Source organism: Streptomyces sp. NPDC032822, from assembly GCF_055578825.1.
Genome location: NZ_JBVIOL010000004.1, coordinates 544,791 through 559,466, shown reverse-complemented (window position 1 = coordinate 559,466; position 14,676 = coordinate 544,791). Strand labels below are relative to the sequence as shown.

Sequence of the window (14,676 nt, the reverse complement as noted above, 5' to 3'; positions counted from 1 at the left end):
CATGTTCCTGCACGTTCAGGACCCTGGGGGGTGGAGATTTGCCATCGAAGAGCACAAAAGGGGCACATCCGCACGGCATTGCCGACCTATGTGCCGAAGGTGCGCGTATTTACGCGATCGCCCTCGTCGCCGGACGCGTGTCCCGCGACGAGGTCGAGCCCGCCCCCTGTCTGCTTGAGTACGCGCTGCTCCACCCCGACCCGGACGACGCCCAGTGGCTCCGACCGGTTCCGCCGTCCGTCGTGCTGGCCCAGCAGCTCCAGCCACTGGAACGGGAGATCCAGGACCGCCGCCGGCTCACCCTGGACCTCGCCGACACCTTCCAGCCCTTCCTGGACATAGGTGCCCAGAAACCGGCGACCACGCACGCGATCACCGTGCTGGAAGGCATCGACCGGATCCACTCGGCACTCGACGTGGCGATCGCCGAGGCCCGCACCGAGGTCCTCACCGTGCAGCCCGGAGGCAGCCGCCCCGAGCACATCCTCAGCCAGGCCCTCAAGCGGAGCCAGCCGCTCATCGAGCGCGGCATCTCCGTACGCACCCTGTACCAGCACACGGTCCGGCACAGCCAGAGCACCTACGCGTACATGGACAAGATGGCCGGCGCCAAGGTCGAGATCCGCACGCTCGAGGAACTCATCGAGCGGCTCATCATCTGCGACACGAACGTGGCCTTCATCGACGCCCAGGACGACCGGACCGTCGCCCTGGAACTGCGCCATCCCGGTCTCGTGAAGTACCTCATCAAGGTCTTCGAGCAGCTCTGGCACCGGGCGACACCGCTCATGGACGAGATTCCCTACGAGTCCACGCCCGAGGGCATCACCGGCGTCCAGCGGTCCATCGCCAAGCTCCTCATCGAGGGCCACGTCGACGAGGCCATCGCCCGGCGGCTCGGGATGAACGTCCGCACCTGCCGCGCCCACATCGCCAAACTGGCCGCGGCCCTGGGCAGCGGAAGCCGGGCCCAGCTCGGCTTCCTCATCGCCCAGTCGGGGATCCTGGACAAGGGCCACTGAATGCCGGCCTCCTCACCGGGCGGCGGCCCGGACAGCGACGTGGACAGCGACCCGGGCGCGGCCCCCGGCGCCGACGCGGTGGGCGTGCCGCCGCACCCGGAGCACGCCGTGGAGGACCTGTGCGCGGCGGGAGCAGCGCTGTACGAGCGGGCCCTGCGCACCGGCCATGTGAGCGTCGCCGACGCCGCGGCGGCGCCCTGTCTGGTCGACTCGGGCCTGCTGCATCCCGCCGTCGCGGACCTGGACCGGCTGGAGCCCGTCGCCCCGGCGGTCGCCCTGCACCGGATGCTGCGGACCGCCGAGGACCGCATCGCGGACGAGCGGCGGCGCGAGCAGCGGCTGGCCGACCTGTTCGAACCGCTGATGCGGATCGACGGTCGCCGTACGGGGGCCGAGAACTCCCCGACGGTCACCGTCCTCAGCGGTCTGGACCGGATCGGCCAGGCCATCCACCGGGCCATGGCCGCCACCTCGGGCGAACTCCTCGCCATCCAGCCGCACACCAGCCACACCCGGTCCGCCCACGACGTCCAGGCGCAGGCGCTGACCCGCGACCAGGCGCTGCTCGACCGCGGCGGCCGGATCCGGACGCTCTACCAGCACACCGTCCGCCACGCCCCCTCGGTCATCGCCCGCTACGAGCAACTTCAGGGCGACGTGGAGGCCCGCACGCTCGACGAGGTCACCGAGCGGCTGATCGTCATCGACCGGACCGTCGCCTTCGTGCCGGCGAGCAAGGACCGCAAGCTGGCCCTGGAGGTCCGCCACCCGGCACTGGTGGACTTCTTCGCCACCACCTTCGACCGCCTGTGGCGGCTGGCCACGCCGATGTACCCGCAGGCCGTCCGGCAGCCCACCCTGAACGGCATCACGCCCCGCCAGCGGGCCATCGCGGCCCTTCTCGTGGAGGGGCACACCGACGCCGTCATCGCCGACCGGCTCGGCATGAACATCCGCACCGCCCGCGTCCACATCGCGAAACTCGCCGCCACCCTCGGCAGCGAGAGCAGGGCTCAGCTCGGGTTCCTCATCGGACGGTCCGGGATCCTTGATCAGGAAGGGTGAGGGGCTCGGGCCCCAGGTCGGCGGCGGTGCCCAGGTCGGCGGTGGTCCCCACGTCGGCGGGGCGGGCCGCGCCGTCGAGGCCGACCTGCGCGATCCGGACGCCGAGTTGCGTACGGCTGGCCGCGCCCAGCGTCTCCGACAGCCGCGCGATGTGCGCCCGGCAGGTGCGGACGCTGATCCCCAGCCGTTCCGCGATCACCGCGTCCTGGTGGCCCTCCGCGAGCAGCGCCGCGATGGACTGCTCCCGGTGCGAGATGCCCTCGATGCCGGTGTCGGGAAGCGGGGCGGTCAGGGGGATCGCGAGCCGCCACAGCCGCTCGAAGACCGTCACCAGGTACTCCACGAGGGCCGGGTGCCGTAGCTCCAACGCCAGGGTGCGGTCCGCGTTGGCGGGGATGAAGGCGACGGTCCGGTCGAAGAGGATCAGGCGGTCGATCACCTCGTCGAGCGTGCGTGCCTGGACCGTGCCGCCCATCAGCTCCAGGTAGTTGAGCAACCCCTGCCCGTGCCGTGCCACGTGTGTGTACAGATCGCGCATGCGAACGCCCCGGCCGCGCAGCGCCAACGCCCGGTGCAGGCCCTCCGTCAGCTCGTGCTCGGGGCGGATGCCGCCGGGCTGGACGGTCAGGACCTCCGTGGTGCACGCCTCCGTCGCCTCGTCCATCGCGGCCTGGATGCGGGAGAGTCCGTCGAGGACGCGGATCGCGCTGCCCTCCGCGGCGGCGGCCTGCGGCTGCGGGCCGAGGCCCGCGTACCACTCGAAGGCCGCGACCGCCGAGCCCATCCGCCGCCGGCTGTCGCTGACCTCGTCGTACAGCCCGCGCAGCAGCCGCGTCATGACCTCCTGGGGGGCCGTCGGCACCAGCCAGTCCATGTCGTCGGGATCCGGGTGGAGCAGGGCCAGTTCGAGCAGACAGGGAACCGTCTCGGCGTCCTCGCGCGGCACCCGGCCGCGCCGCACGGCCCGGGAATACACGCGATCCCCGGCCTCGCACAGTCGGTCAGCACCGTGCGGGTGCCCATCCGTCCCGTGCCCGGCCATCGCCCATCCCACCCCCGGTTCCAGCGTCTTCCGCAGCGCAACTATGCGCGGACCCGACCCGCTCCGCAACACGGCTCCCCCTCTCCCGGCGGGGAGAAAACACCGCTATGCCCCACTAGCTCCACGCCTCCGGCGGTCCGGTCGCAACAAACTGACGGGGGTGTCCCGTACCCGCCGGACGCCCGGCGGAACCCGCGCCACCGGTCCGGCCACCCGCCGTCCGGACCGGCGTGGCCGCACCCCTCACCGCCTGGGCCGACCCGCCCCGGTTCCGCGAGAACTGCCGGAAATCACGCAGTGATCAGCTCGTTACGAACCGCACTTACCGTCGGGCCATGGCGGACATATTTGACGCATACGCGCTGGCCGACGCGTGGGACGAGATGTTCGAGCGGCCGGGTGAGGTCAGGACCGCCTACGAGCCGGTACTGGCCGCACTGCAACCGATCGAGCCGAGCGAACTGCGCTTCCGGGCCGACCAGATGGCCAGGGCGTTCACGGACCGGGGCGTGACCTACGCCTTCGCGGGCGAGGAACGGCCGTGGCCGCTGGACCTCGTGCCGCGGATCCTGGACGCCCTGGAGTGGGATCTCATCCAGCGCGGGGTGAGCCAGCGGGTCAGGGCCCTTGAGGCCTATCTCGCCGACGCCTACGGGCCCGCCCGCGCCTTCGAGGACGGGGTCGTGCCCTGGCGGCTGCTCCTCAACTCGCCGCACTTCCACCGCGCGGCCCACGGCGTGGAGCCGCCGGGCGGGGTCCGCATCCATGTCGCCGGCATCGACCTCGTCCGGGACGAGGCCGGGGACTTCCGGGTCCTCGAGGACAACGTGCGGGTGCCGAGCGGGGTGTCGTACGTCATCGAGAACCGCCGGGCGATGACCCGGATCTTCCCGTCCCTCTTCGCCGAACAGCACGTGGTGCCCGTGGACGGCTACTGCCACCGGCTGCTCGCCGCCCTGCGCGCCGCCGCGCCGAGCGGCGTCCAGGACCCGCGGGTGGTCGTCCTGACGCCGGGGCCGAGCAACGCCGCCTACTTCGAACACGCGCTGCTCGCCCGGCTGATGGGCGTGCAACTGGTCGAGGGGCACGACCTGGTGGTGCGCGGCAACCGGGTGTGGATGCGCACGACCCGCGGCGAGGTACCCGTCCATGTCGTATACCGGCGCCTGGACGACGACTTCCTCGACCCGCTCCACTTCCGCCCCGACTCGGTGATCGGCTGCCCCGGCATCATGGGCGCCGCCCTCGCGGGCAACGTCACGCTCGCCAACGCGGTCGGCAACGGCATCGCGGACGACAAACTGCTCTACACATACGTCCCCGACCTGATCCGCTACTACCTCTCCGAGGAACCGGTGCTCCCCAACGTGGAGTCGTTCCGCCCGGACGAACCCGGTCAACTGGACGCGGTCCTCGACCAGATGGACCAGTTGGTGATCAAGCCGGTGGACGGGGCCGGCGGCCAGGGCATCGTCATCGGCCCGAAGGCGGACGCCGAGACCCTGGAGAGGACACGGAAGGCCGTCATGGCCGACCCCCGCGGCTTCATCGCCCAGCGGCCCGTCGCCCTGTCGACCTCCCCCACCCTCGCGGGCGAACGCATGGCACCCCGCCACATAGACCTGCGCCCCTTCGCCGTCAACGACGGCAACGACGTGTGGGTCCTGCCCGGCGGCCTCACCCGGGTCGCCCTCCAGGAGGGCAACCTGATCGTCAACTCCAGCCAGGGCGGCGGCTCCAAGGACACCTGGGTGCTCGCCGAGGGCCCCACCGAACAGCCCGCGCCGGTGGGCGGCGGCCCCCTGCCGGACGTCGCCCCGCGCCAGCTCGGACCCGACGGCACCCCCACCGTCGTACAGGAAGGGGCGCAGCAGCAGTGAACGACGTGATCCTCTCCCGGATAGCCGAATCCCTGACCTGGACCGGGCGTTATGTCGAGCGGGCGGACGCCACCGGCCGCATCCTCGACGCCTATCTGCACCGCATGCTGGAGGACCCCTGGCGCGACGAGGACGTGGCCTGCCGGTCGCTGTACGCGATCCTCGGCATGGACGCCGGCGGTGAACGCGTCGACATGCAACAGGTGTTGGACCAGCTGGCCTTCGACGCCCGCTCGACGGGCTCCATCGAGGGCGCGCTCGGAGCGGCCCGGCTGAACGCGCGCAGTGCCCGCGAGGCGGTGTCCTCCGAGATGTGGGAGTGCCTCAACTCGACCTGGCACGCACTCGCCGACCAACGCGTGGCGGCCCGCCGCACGGGACCGTACGGCTACCTCGAACTGGTGCGCCGCCGGGCCGCGTTGTTCTTCGGCCTGGCCGACTCCACCATGAGCCGGGACGACAGCTGGCGTTTCGTGGTCCTCGGCCGCAGCCTGGAACGGGTGGACATGACCGTACGGCTGCTGTCCGTGCGGGTGCTCGACGCGGTGCACGCGCCCGACTGGCCCACCCTGCTGAGCGCGAGCGGCGCCGACGAGGCGTTCGCCCGCGTCTACGGCGGCTTCGGCGACACCCCGCGCGTCGCCGAGTTCCTCCTCCTGGACCGGAACTTCCCGCGCTCCGCGCTGCACGCGCTGACCACGGCGGAGGAGTGCCTGACGGCACTGGGCCGCCCGCGTCAGGACCCGGCGCGACGCCCGATCGGGCGGATGCGCACCCGTCTCGAATACCTGGACACGCACGCCCTGGAAGAGCAACTCCCGCTCCTTCTCCGTGACTTGCAGACCGCCTGCATGGCCTCGGCGGAGGGCGTCGCCGAGCGGTTCTTCCCGTACCAGGGGCCCGTCGAGTGGGCCCAGGAAGGAGCGTGACCATGAACACCCACGCACCCACCCACGCACCCGCCACGCGCCGGCTCCGTATCCGCCACATCACCCGCGTCGCGTACGCGCAGGCGGCCGTCTCCTCGCACAACGAGGTCCGCATGACCCCGCTGACCCTCCCCGGCCAGACCACCCTGGACGCCAGGGTCACCGTCACGCCCGCCACCCCCACCTGGTCGTACTGGGACTACTGGGGCACCCAGGTCACCGGCTTCGACCTGATGGACCCGCACGCCGACCTCACCATCACGGCGTCGAGCCTGGTCGAGACCCACCCGCCGGCCGGCCTCCCCGCGGCACCCACCTGGGCGCAGGTGGCCGAACAGACCGCCACGTCACGCCTGTTGGAGTTCGCCGACCCCACCACCCGTACGACGGTCCCGGCCACGCTGCTGGACAGGGCGAGGGAGGCGGCGGCGGGCCTCGGCCCCCACGAGACCGCGGTCGCCGTCTCCTCGCTGGTCGCCGACCGGGTCTCCTACCTCCCCGGCACCACGGGCGTGAACACCTCCGCGGCCGAGGCCTGGGAACAGGGCGCCGGCGTCTGCCAGGACATCGCCCACGTCACCATCGCCCTGCTGCGCGGCCTCGGCCTCCCCACCCGCTACGTCTCCGGCTACCTCCACCCCGAACGGGACGCGGAGCTGCACCGCCCGGTCCCCGGCCAGAGCCACGCCTGGGTCGAGTACTGGGCCGGCGACTGGTGCGGCTACGACCCCACCAACCGCACCCCGGCCGACGAGTCCCACGTCGTGGTCGGCCGTGGCCGCGACTACGACGACGTCACCCCGCACAAGGGCATCTACCGGGGGGTGCCCGGTGGGCCGCCGGAGGTGACGGTGGAGTTCACGCGGGTGGCGTGAGACACGGCCCGCGGCAGCCGCCGCCGGTGCCCGGGGTGGAGCCGCGTGACACGGCTCCACCCCGGGAGGCGGGACGCCGTCCGGTCGTACCTCACCGCCGGACGGCCAGACGCCACAGGGACGTGGTCTCGGCGCCGCGTGCGGCGTGGAGCGGGTCGGTGGTGTCCTGGGAGCGTGGGTGCCGGGGCTTGGTGTCGATCCGGTCCACGACCTGGAGGTGCGCGGCCCCGATGGCGGCGAGCAGTTGAGGGCGGGTCCTGAGGCCGAGATGCTCCGCCAGGTCCGACAGGACGAGCCATCCCTCGCCGCCCGGCCGAAGGCGGGAGGACAGCCCGGCGAGGAAGTCGCGGAGCATGCCGCCGTCCGTGTCGTAGACGCCCCGCTCGATGAGACTGGTCGAACGGGCGGGCAGCCAGGGCGGGTTGCACACGATCAGGTCGGCACGGCCTTCGGGGAACAGGCAGGGGCCCGACACCTCGACACGGTCGGACAGCGCGAGCCGATGGACGTTCTCCTCGGCACAGGCCAGGGCGCGCGGGCTGATGTCCGTGGCCACCACACGGTCGACTCCCCGGCGGGCCAGGACCGCGGCGAGGACACCGGTTCCCGTGCCCAGGTCGAAGGCCGTACCGGTGGCCGGGCTGTCCCGGATCGCGGCCGGCAGCGGCGCGTGGGCGACCAGGTCTACGTACTCGCCCCTGACCGGGGCGAACACCCCGTAGTGGGGATGGACGCGGGCGCCGAGCGCCGGCACGTCGACCCCTCTCAAGCGCCACTGGTGGGCGCCGACGACTCCCAGGAGTTCCCTGAGGGAGACGGCGGTCGGCTCCTGCGCCGGGCCGTAGGCCTCCACACACGCCTGCCGGACATCGGGCGCCCGGCGCGACGCAAGGGTGTAGTGCTCGTCCAGCAGCACCAGGACCTTGGAGAGGACGAGGGCGCGATGGCCGCTGACGCGTCGGTGCAGGGCGAAGAGATCGCCCGGGGAGCCGTGCGTCCCGGGCCGCTTACGGTCGATACGGCGGCCCAACGCCCCCAGGAGTTGCCGGGCGTTGTGGAAGTCGCCCTGCCAGAGCAGGGCCGTTCCCTCGCATGCCTGGCGGTAGGCGTCGTCGGCCTTCGTCCGGTCGTCGGCGACGACGGTGCGGCGCGGCAGGGGGATGTCGTTCTCGGAATGCCAGCGGGCGGAACGCTGGTGGGGACCTTCTGTCCAGTGGATCGCGGACACCGCGAACTCCTCGTGATCGAACGTGCGGGGGCACGAAGAGCACTTCGGCGAGGAGCAGACGGAACCGACGCCGGTCCGACGGACAGGCGTGTGCGGTGAGCCAGGGGACCGTTACCGCCCTCGCGTCGAAGCGCGAGAGCGGGCGTCCCAGACAACCATGCCAAGCGTCACGGTCAGGCCTTTCGGTGCACGTTCGAGAGGTGATGCGGATCCGCACGTCCGACTGTACGGGCTTGCGCGCGCCGACCGGACTCGGCGACAGGGCTCGGCGGTGGAGCTCGGCGGCGGCGGAGCGCGGCACCCTCTTGGGACGGAGGGCCACACCGCCGTGCTGTCGTGTTGGGGAACGGTGTCGGCGTCGTGTCGTCCGCTCAGCTGTCCGCGCCGTTCGCGGCCGGCATGAGCGCGGCCAGTTCGGTGTCGTCCGGACGGTGGGCCGCCTCGGCCGCCTCGCGCAGAACGGCACGGTCGACCTCGTCCACGTCGGCGCTGAGCCGGATCACCACGCCGTCGCGGGGGATCGCGTATTCGTGGTGGCCGCCCGCCCTGCGGTACCAGGCGTCGCCGTCGCGCTCACAGGTGACCCGCTCGGTCGCCCCCTCGACCAGCGGCTGCCCGGGGCAGTTCTCCGCCGTCAGCGTGCGGCGATCCACGAAGAGACCGAAACGGGCGGCGCCCTTCTCGGACCGATACGCGGCGGCGAACTCGTCGTCCCCGTACACGCCGACCGACTCCTGCCACACGGTGAAGCCGGAGACCTCGGTGACATGGACGAGTTCCGGTGCTACGCCCCAGGCCTGGGCGGCGGCGTCGAGATCGGCACTGCCGGCGGCCCCTGCCGTCCCGTCCCCCTTGTCCGCGCCGCATCCCGCGAGCAGCGCGGGCAACAGGAGGAGGGAGAGCAGGGCACGCGCGTTTCGTGTCATGCGCACATCCTGACGCACGGCCGAGCGACGCCCGCGCGTCGGCTTCGGCCCGCCCGAGGCGCCCCGGCGCGACGGAGCGGGACCATGACCGCCGTCATCGCCCCCTCTCAGGGGCCGGGGGTCACCAGTACCACCGCTGATCGGGGCTGTCGGAGCAGGTCCACTGGATGGCCTCGGTGCCGTTGGCCGTACTGGAGTTGGGGATCGCCAGACATTTGTCGCTGTTCACGTTCCGCAGCCGGTTCCAGCTGTCGTAGATCCATGTCTGATCGCTGTCGTTGTAGTCGCAGGTCCACTGGATGGCCTGGGTTCCGTTGGCCGTGCTGGAGTTGGGTATCGCCAGGCACTTCGACCCGGGCCAACTCGCGATGACGAACCGGTCGTTGTTCCCGCCCGCCACTCTCTCCATCAGCCACTGCTGTCCGTCGCTGGACTGACCGCAGGTCCACTGGATCAGGCCGACGCCGTTGGTGCTGCTCCCGTGCGGAACGGCCAGGCACTTGCCGGTTCCGACGTTCTCGAACGGGCCGTAGATGCCCACCGCGTTGGCCGGCGTGGAGAAGGCCAGGGCGCACACGGCCGAGGCGACTACTGCGGAGAGTCGCGTGATCATTTTTATGGACATGCGGGTGAGACCCCTCTGCGTTGCGTGGGTGTTCCTGTCGGGCGGCTGCCTCGATCAACGTACGAGCGATCGTCGAGGCTGTCGTTAGCAGTGCGTCCACACCGGGACGTGAGGACGCGCCCGATCCCGTCGGCACAGGGCCCGGAGCGGGCGGGGGTGAGGCGGACGCGCTGCATGGCGGTGCCCCTGGTGTGCGGGTGGACGTTGGCGACGAGCCTCGCCGAGAACGCCGTCCATCCCGTCGACGTATCGCCGACCCCCGAAGCGCACTCGGTGAAGGACCCGTTGTCCCTCGTCCAGCACTTGCGCTACGCGCTCCAGGAGGCCCGGATGTCCGAACTGCACTGGCAGAAGTCGTCGTTCAGCGGAGCCCCCGACCAGATCTGCCTCTACGTCGCCACCGCCCCCGGCACAGCGATCCGCCTCCGCGAGAGCGACACCCCGGACGTCATCCTCCCCACCGCCCCCGCCGGACTCGCCGCCCTCCTCCACCTCAGGGGCGACTCCCACTCCAGATGACGGGGTGCTCATTGCGTCTGCCAACGCGAGTGGCGATGCGTCGACAAGAGTTCGCCGGGTTGCTGGACGAGTTCCGGGACACGCCGGCGCTGATCCCACCGGGTGAAGGCCCGGACCCGAACGGTGAACGAGGCCCGCTGACAGCCGACTTGACCGGCATCAGGTTCATCCTGGCCTTCTCCGACGGGCAGGCGCCGGCCCACTACGCCTGGGCGCGCGGTGAGTACACCCGCGAAGGGACTCCGCGTCTCACCGACCTCCCCGCACGTCCGGCCGAGTGGGAAATCCCTCTCTCGTTCACGAAAGTCACGGAATCCAGAGACGGCGAAGAGGGCTCGCTCACCTGGCTCGATGCTGAGTAACCTGGCGATCATGCCGAACCCGACCTCGAACCCGAAACCGGCCCCGGACCAGGCCCCCGACTGGCACATCCGCCCGGCGTCGCCGTCCGACGTCGAGGTCATCGTCGAGCTGCGGGCCCTCGTGATGCGGCCGGATCTGACGCGGCTCGGGCGCTACGACCCGCGGCGCGTGCGGCAGCGGCTGCGGGACGGGTTCGAGCCCGCGCACACATGGGTGATCGAGGTCGGCGGTGAGTTCGCGGGCTGCGTGGCGCTGCGGCCCGCCGAGGACGCGCTCTGGCTGGAGCACTTCTATCTCGCCCCGCACTTCCAGGGCACCGGCATCGGGTCCGGCGTCCTGCGCGAGCTGCTGGAGCGGAGCGACCGCGACGGCGCCCTGGTCCGGCTGAACGTGTTGCGGGGCAGCGCGGCCCGCCGGCTCTACGAGCGGTTCGGGTTCACCCTGGAGTCCCAGGACCCGGTGGACGTGTTCATGGTGCGCAAACCGGTCCACAGGGCCTGAACACACCGGGCCGCCCGTAGGAACTCCCGGGGGAGTTTCTTCGCTTCCTTCGCTGACGCGAAGGCGGCATCGTGATCAGGGACACATCGCGTGCGACAGCGCCCTACTTCAGACCGGCCGCCGCGCACGCCGACTTGAAGTCGCTGGTGCAGATGTCGGACACCTTGTAGATGCCGTCCGCCACGACCGTCGACTTGATGTTGCTCTTCGTCAGGGCCACCACCGGCACCAGCTGGGCCGGGATGTCCTTGTCGCTGGGGCTGTCCACCTTGTCGGAGGCGAGGGCGTCGAACTGGATGTCCTTGCCCTGGATCCTCGCCACGGCCATCTCCGCGGCGGCCTCGGCCTCCTGCGGGTACGGCTTGTAGACGCTCATGTACTGCTCGCCCGAGACGATCCGCTGCACGGCGGAGAGTTCGGCGTCCTGGCCGGTGATCGGCGGCAGGTTGGTGATGCCCGCGGCCTTCAGGGCCTTGATGATGCCGCCGGCCATGGCGTCGTTCGCGGAGTACACCGCGCTCACGTTGCCCTTGCCGATCGTGTTCAGCGCGCTCGCCATGTCGGACTCGGCGATCTCCGGGCTCCAGCCGTCGACGTCGTACGACTCGGCGATCGTGACCTTGCCCTCCAGCTCGGAGCGCGCGCCCGCCTTGAACTGACCGGCGTTGGGGTCGGTGGGCGAGCCGTTCATCATGACGATCTTGTCGGAGGTGTCGGCGTCCTCGCCCAGCGCGTCGATGATCGAACGGCCCTGCACCTCGCCGACCAGCTCGTTGTCGAAGGAGACGTACGCGTCGATCGGGCCCTCGGCGAGCCGGTCGTAGGCGATCACGGGGATGCCCGCGTCCTTCGCCTTCTGCACGGTGTCCGCGATGGTGTGCGAGTCGACGGCGTCCAGCAGGATGACGTCGACCTGGTCGTCGATCATCCTCTCCATCTGGCTGATCTGCTTCTTCGCGTTGGCCCCGCCGTTGGCGTACACGGTCCTGCCCTGGTCGTTGGTCAGGGAGGCGACCTTCGCCTTGATGATCGGGTAGTCGAACTCCTCGTAGCGCGTGTTCGTCTTCTCCGGCATCAGCACGCCGACGGTGATGTCGTTCCCCTTGGTCGGGCTCGCCTGGCTGCTGCCCCCCGTCACCCCGAGCGCGCCGCAACCGGCCAACGAGAGGGTCATCGTGGACGCGGCCACGGATATGGCGATACGGCGCATTGCGGAGCTCACTTCTGTGCCTTGCGGACGCGGGCGCAGCATTGCGACCCAGGTGACTGAAAAGCCAACGCGCACGCGCCCCCCAGCGTCAAGCGAAACTACTTAACGAGATGACAACATCACCCTCCGCTTTGCATGTGAAGACGGAGCGACACCCTCTCCAAACGCCCTTTACGGACTCTTCATTCCTTGTGAACCGATGTGAAGCCAGGGGAGGACGAAGGGCCGTACAACCAACTCCCCTCCTCGTGAGTCGTGATCACGGCGGCTGCCTCTGCCGCTCCGATCCCGAACCAGAGGACCGAATGAACCCAGCCAGACGCACGACCACGGTGGCCTCGGCCGCCGTCGTGCTCGCCACCGCGGGCGGCCTGCTCACCGCCACCGCGCCCGCGTCCGCCGCCACGACCTGCGCCTCGCCGGTCTACAAGCGGCAGTTCTTCGCGAACACGACGTTCTCCGGTACGCCGAAGAAGACCGACTGCGACAGCGCGATCGACCAGAACTGGGGCTCCAAGGCCCCGGCTTCCGGTCTCCCCGCCGACAACTTCGGCGTCCGCTGGACCGTGACACGCGACTTCGGCTCCGGCGGGCCGTTCGCGCTGCCGGTCGCAGCGCAGGACGGCATCCGCGTCTACCTCGACGGCACCCGCAAGGTCGACATCTGGAAGAACGTGTCGTCGACGGTGAAGAAGACCGTCAACGTCACCGTCCCCTCCGGCAAGCACACCCTGCGCGTCGACTACGTCAACTGGACCGGGTCCGCCAAGGTCGAGTTCGGCTACACACCCCGCACCTCCGCCACCGTCGACAAGGTCAAGCCCCTGACCCCGACGGGCACTTCGGTGTCGTACGACGAGGCCACCGGCAAGGCGAAGGTCACCTGGGCGAAGAACAAGGAGATGGACCTCGCCGGTTACCGCGTCTACCGGCGGCTGAAGGGTGCCTCGTTCCCCGCCAAGCCGCTCGCGACGACCACCTCGGCGTCGTACACCGACACCACCGTCCCGGCCACCGGCGACACGTACTACTACGAGGTCCGCGCCCACGACAAGGCCGGCAACGAGTCGACGGGCACCGCCGACAAGCCGGTCACCACCGCCGACCGGACGGCGCCGCAGGCGGTCACCGGGCTGACGGTGCGGGGCAGCACCGCGGGCAACGTCCTGACCTGGAAGGCCTCTTCGTCGAAGGACGTCGTCCAGTACCTGTTGGAGCCCACGCGCAACGGGGAACCCCTGACCGGCGAGTACCTGGACGTCGCCACGGACTACACGGACGCCTACGCCGAGGTCGGCGCGCCCTACTCCTACGTCATCGTCGCCCTGGACGCCGCCGGGAACCGCTCCTCCGCCTCGGCGGCGGCGGTGGCCACGCGTCCGGCGGTCTCCGCGGTGGCCGCCCCGACGGGGCTGACGGGCACGCCCGCCGACGCCTCCACGGACCTCGCCTGGACCGCGGCGGACAACGCGACGGGCTACCACGTCTACCGGCGTACGTGGCACGAAGGCGGCTGGACGCTTCTCGGCAGCACCACCACGGCGACGTACGCGGACACCACGGCCCCGCGCCGCAAGGCGTACTACTACGTCGCCGCCGTGGACGGCCGCGGCGCCGAGTCGGCGCCCTCGGCGCAGCTCGTCGTCGAGCGGACCACCGCGGCCACCGCCACCGGTCCGGCCGCACCGCTGCTGACGCTGGTCTCGACCGGCGTTCCCGCGCGGTCCGCCATCAAGGTCACGGCAGCGCCCGGCGCGGGTGACGAGGAGCGGGTCCTGCGGGGCTACTCGTGGGAGATCAGCGGCGCCTGCGGCGACAGCGGCACCCAGCTGTCGACGACGGGCTCCATCAGCTGGACTCCGCCGTACAACGGCCCCTGCACGACCACCGTGTACGCCGTGGACGCCTACGGGCGGCAGGGCGAACAGAGCGCCACGCTGGAGTTCTTCGTCGGACGCTGATCCGCGGAGCCGACGACGAAGGGGCCCGGAGGTTCGCACCTCCGGGCCCCTTCACCTACGACTCGCCGCGCGGGTCAGTCCGACGTCTGGCGGCCCTTCGGGCGCCACACCACCAGCGCGCTGGTCTGGTGGACCTCCTGGTACGGGACCAGGTCGCGGCGGTACGACGCGTGTACCGCCGCCTCGCGCTGCTGCATCGTGGCCGCCGCGCCGTCCAGCGCGGCCTGCATCTCCGCCATCCGGGACTGCAGGGCGGCGACCTGGTTCTCCAGCTCGATGATCCGCTTGATGCCGGCCAGGTTGATGCCCTCGTCCTGAGACAACTGCTGGACGGTGCGCAGCAGTTCGATGTCACGGGCCGAGTAGCGGCGGCCCCGGCCGGCGGTGCGGTCCGGGGAGACCAGGCCGAGACGGTCGTACTGGCGCAGAGTCTGCGGGTGCAGACCGGAGAGTTGGGCCGCCACCGAGATGACGTAGACCGGGGTCTCCTCGGTCAGCTCATACGGGTTGCGTCGACGACCGTCCATCCC

At 71.0% G+C, this 14,676-nt stretch carries 15 protein-coding genes; 9 read left to right on the top strand and 6 right to left on the bottom strand.

Annotated features, from left to right (window positions below; genetic code table 11):
• The first annotated feature begins 38 nt into the window (after positions 1 to 38).
• Positions 39 to 1,022, top strand: coding sequence for a helix-turn-helix transcriptional regulator (locus tag ACZ5VD_RS14985; RefSeq protein ID WP_468553553.1), 984 nt, complete (start codon positions 39 to 41; stop codon positions 1,020 to 1,022).
• On the top strand, positions 1,023 to 2,087 hold the full coding sequence (locus tag ACZ5VD_RS14980; RefSeq protein WP_468682418.1) for a helix-turn-helix transcriptional regulator: 1,065 nt from the start codon (positions 1,023 to 1,025) through the stop codon (positions 2,085 to 2,087). It abuts the gene before it with no gap.
• Here ACZ5VD_RS14980 and ACZ5VD_RS14975 read toward each other — a convergent pair.
• Positions 2,050 to 3,129: a helix-turn-helix transcriptional regulator gene (locus ACZ5VD_RS14975; RefSeq protein WP_468553551.1), complete on the bottom strand. Its 1,080-nt coding sequence runs from the start codon at positions 3,127 to 3,129 to the stop codon at positions 2,050 to 2,052. The genes ACZ5VD_RS14980 and ACZ5VD_RS14975 overlap by 38 nt on opposite strands.
• 335 nt (positions 3,130 to 3,464) lie before the next feature.
• Between ACZ5VD_RS14975 and ACZ5VD_RS14970 the strand changes: the two genes are divergently transcribed.
• From ACZ5VD_RS14970 to ACZ5VD_RS14960, 3 genes are read left to right on the top strand one after another with little or no spacing between them, the layout of a single operon-like run.
• Complete coding sequence (locus ACZ5VD_RS14970) at positions 3,465 to 5,009, top strand: circularly permuted type 2 ATP-grasp protein (RefSeq protein ID WP_468553550.1); 1,545 nt, start codon at positions 3,465 to 3,467, stop codon at positions 5,007 to 5,009.
• Positions 5,006 to 5,938 (top strand): alpha-E domain-containing protein, encoded by a 933-nt coding sequence (locus tag ACZ5VD_RS14965; RefSeq protein ID WP_468553549.1) that lies wholly within the window; start codon positions 5,006 to 5,008, stop codon positions 5,936 to 5,938. The genes ACZ5VD_RS14970 and ACZ5VD_RS14965 overlap by 4 nt, the downstream gene beginning before the upstream one ends.
• A gap of 2 nt (positions 5,939 to 5,940) precedes the next feature.
• Complete coding sequence (locus ACZ5VD_RS14960) at positions 5,941 to 6,813, top strand: transglutaminase family protein (protein ID WP_468682417.1); 873 nt, start codon at positions 5,941 to 5,943, stop codon at positions 6,811 to 6,813.
• A 91-nt stretch (positions 6,814 to 6,904) separates the two neighbouring features.
• On the opposite strand, the gene ACZ5VD_RS14955 is transcribed toward ACZ5VD_RS14960, so the two are convergent.
• The 3 genes from ACZ5VD_RS14955 to ACZ5VD_RS14945 form a co-directional block, all read right to left on the bottom strand.
• A complete protein-coding gene (locus ACZ5VD_RS14955) occupies positions 6,905 to 8,041 on the bottom strand; it encodes a methyltransferase (RefSeq protein WP_468553547.1) in 1,137 nt (378 codons plus the stop codon).
• A 371-nt stretch (positions 8,042 to 8,412) separates the two neighbouring features.
• Positions 8,413 to 8,967, bottom strand: coding sequence for a hypothetical protein (locus ACZ5VD_RS14950; protein WP_468553546.1), 555 nt, complete (start codon positions 8,965 to 8,967; stop codon positions 8,413 to 8,415).
• A 121-nt stretch (positions 8,968 to 9,088) separates the two neighbouring features.
• A complete protein-coding gene (locus ACZ5VD_RS14945) occupies positions 9,089 to 9,580 on the bottom strand; it encodes an RICIN domain-containing protein (RefSeq protein WP_468553545.1) in 492 nt (163 codons plus the stop codon).
• Between the two features lie 186 nt (positions 9,581 to 9,766).
• On the opposite strand from ACZ5VD_RS14945, the gene ACZ5VD_RS14940 reads away from it, so the two are divergent.
• The 3 genes from ACZ5VD_RS14940 to ACZ5VD_RS14930 are packed head-to-tail and all read left to right on the top strand — an operon-like array spanning position 9,767 to position 10,975.
• Complete coding sequence (locus tag ACZ5VD_RS14940) at positions 9,767 to 10,111, top strand: DUF397 domain-containing protein (RefSeq protein WP_468682416.1); 345 nt, start codon at positions 9,767 to 9,769, stop codon at positions 10,109 to 10,111.
• 59 nt (positions 10,112 to 10,170) lie between these two features.
• Positions 10,171 to 10,473 carry a hypothetical protein gene (locus tag ACZ5VD_RS14935; RefSeq protein WP_468553543.1) on the top strand — a complete coding sequence of 101 codons (303 nt, stop codon included), beginning with the start codon at positions 10,171 to 10,173 and terminating at the stop codon, positions 10,471 to 10,473.
• A 10-nt stretch (positions 10,474 to 10,483) separates the two neighbouring features.
• Positions 10,484 to 10,975, top strand: coding sequence for a GNAT family N-acetyltransferase (locus ACZ5VD_RS14930; protein WP_468682415.1), 492 nt, complete (start codon positions 10,484 to 10,486; stop codon positions 10,973 to 10,975).
• Positions 10,976 to 11,078: 103 nt separating this feature from the next.
• Here the strand turns inward: ACZ5VD_RS14930 and ACZ5VD_RS14925 are convergent, their stop codons facing one another.
• Positions 11,079 to 12,185: a sugar ABC transporter substrate-binding protein gene (locus tag ACZ5VD_RS14925; protein ID WP_468553560.1), complete on the bottom strand. Its 1,107-nt coding sequence runs from the start codon at positions 12,183 to 12,185 to the stop codon at positions 11,079 to 11,081.
• A gap of 305 nt (positions 12,186 to 12,490) precedes the next feature.
• On the opposite strand from ACZ5VD_RS14925, the gene ACZ5VD_RS14920 reads away from it, so the two are divergent.
• The gene (locus tag ACZ5VD_RS14920; protein ID WP_468682414.1) at positions 12,491 to 14,146 is read left to right on the top strand and encodes a fibronectin type III domain-containing protein; all 1,656 of its coding nucleotides are present in this window, start codon (positions 12,491 to 12,493) and stop codon (positions 14,144 to 14,146) included.
• Positions 14,147 to 14,220: 74 nt separating this feature from the next.
• Here ACZ5VD_RS14920 and ACZ5VD_RS14915 read toward each other — a convergent pair whose 3' ends face one another.
• Positions 14,221 to 14,673, bottom strand: a complete 453-nt coding sequence (locus tag ACZ5VD_RS14915; protein WP_468553540.1) for a heat shock protein transcriptional repressor HspR — start codon at positions 14,671 to 14,673, stop codon at positions 14,221 to 14,223.
• Positions 14,674 to 14,676 lie beyond the last annotated feature (3 nt).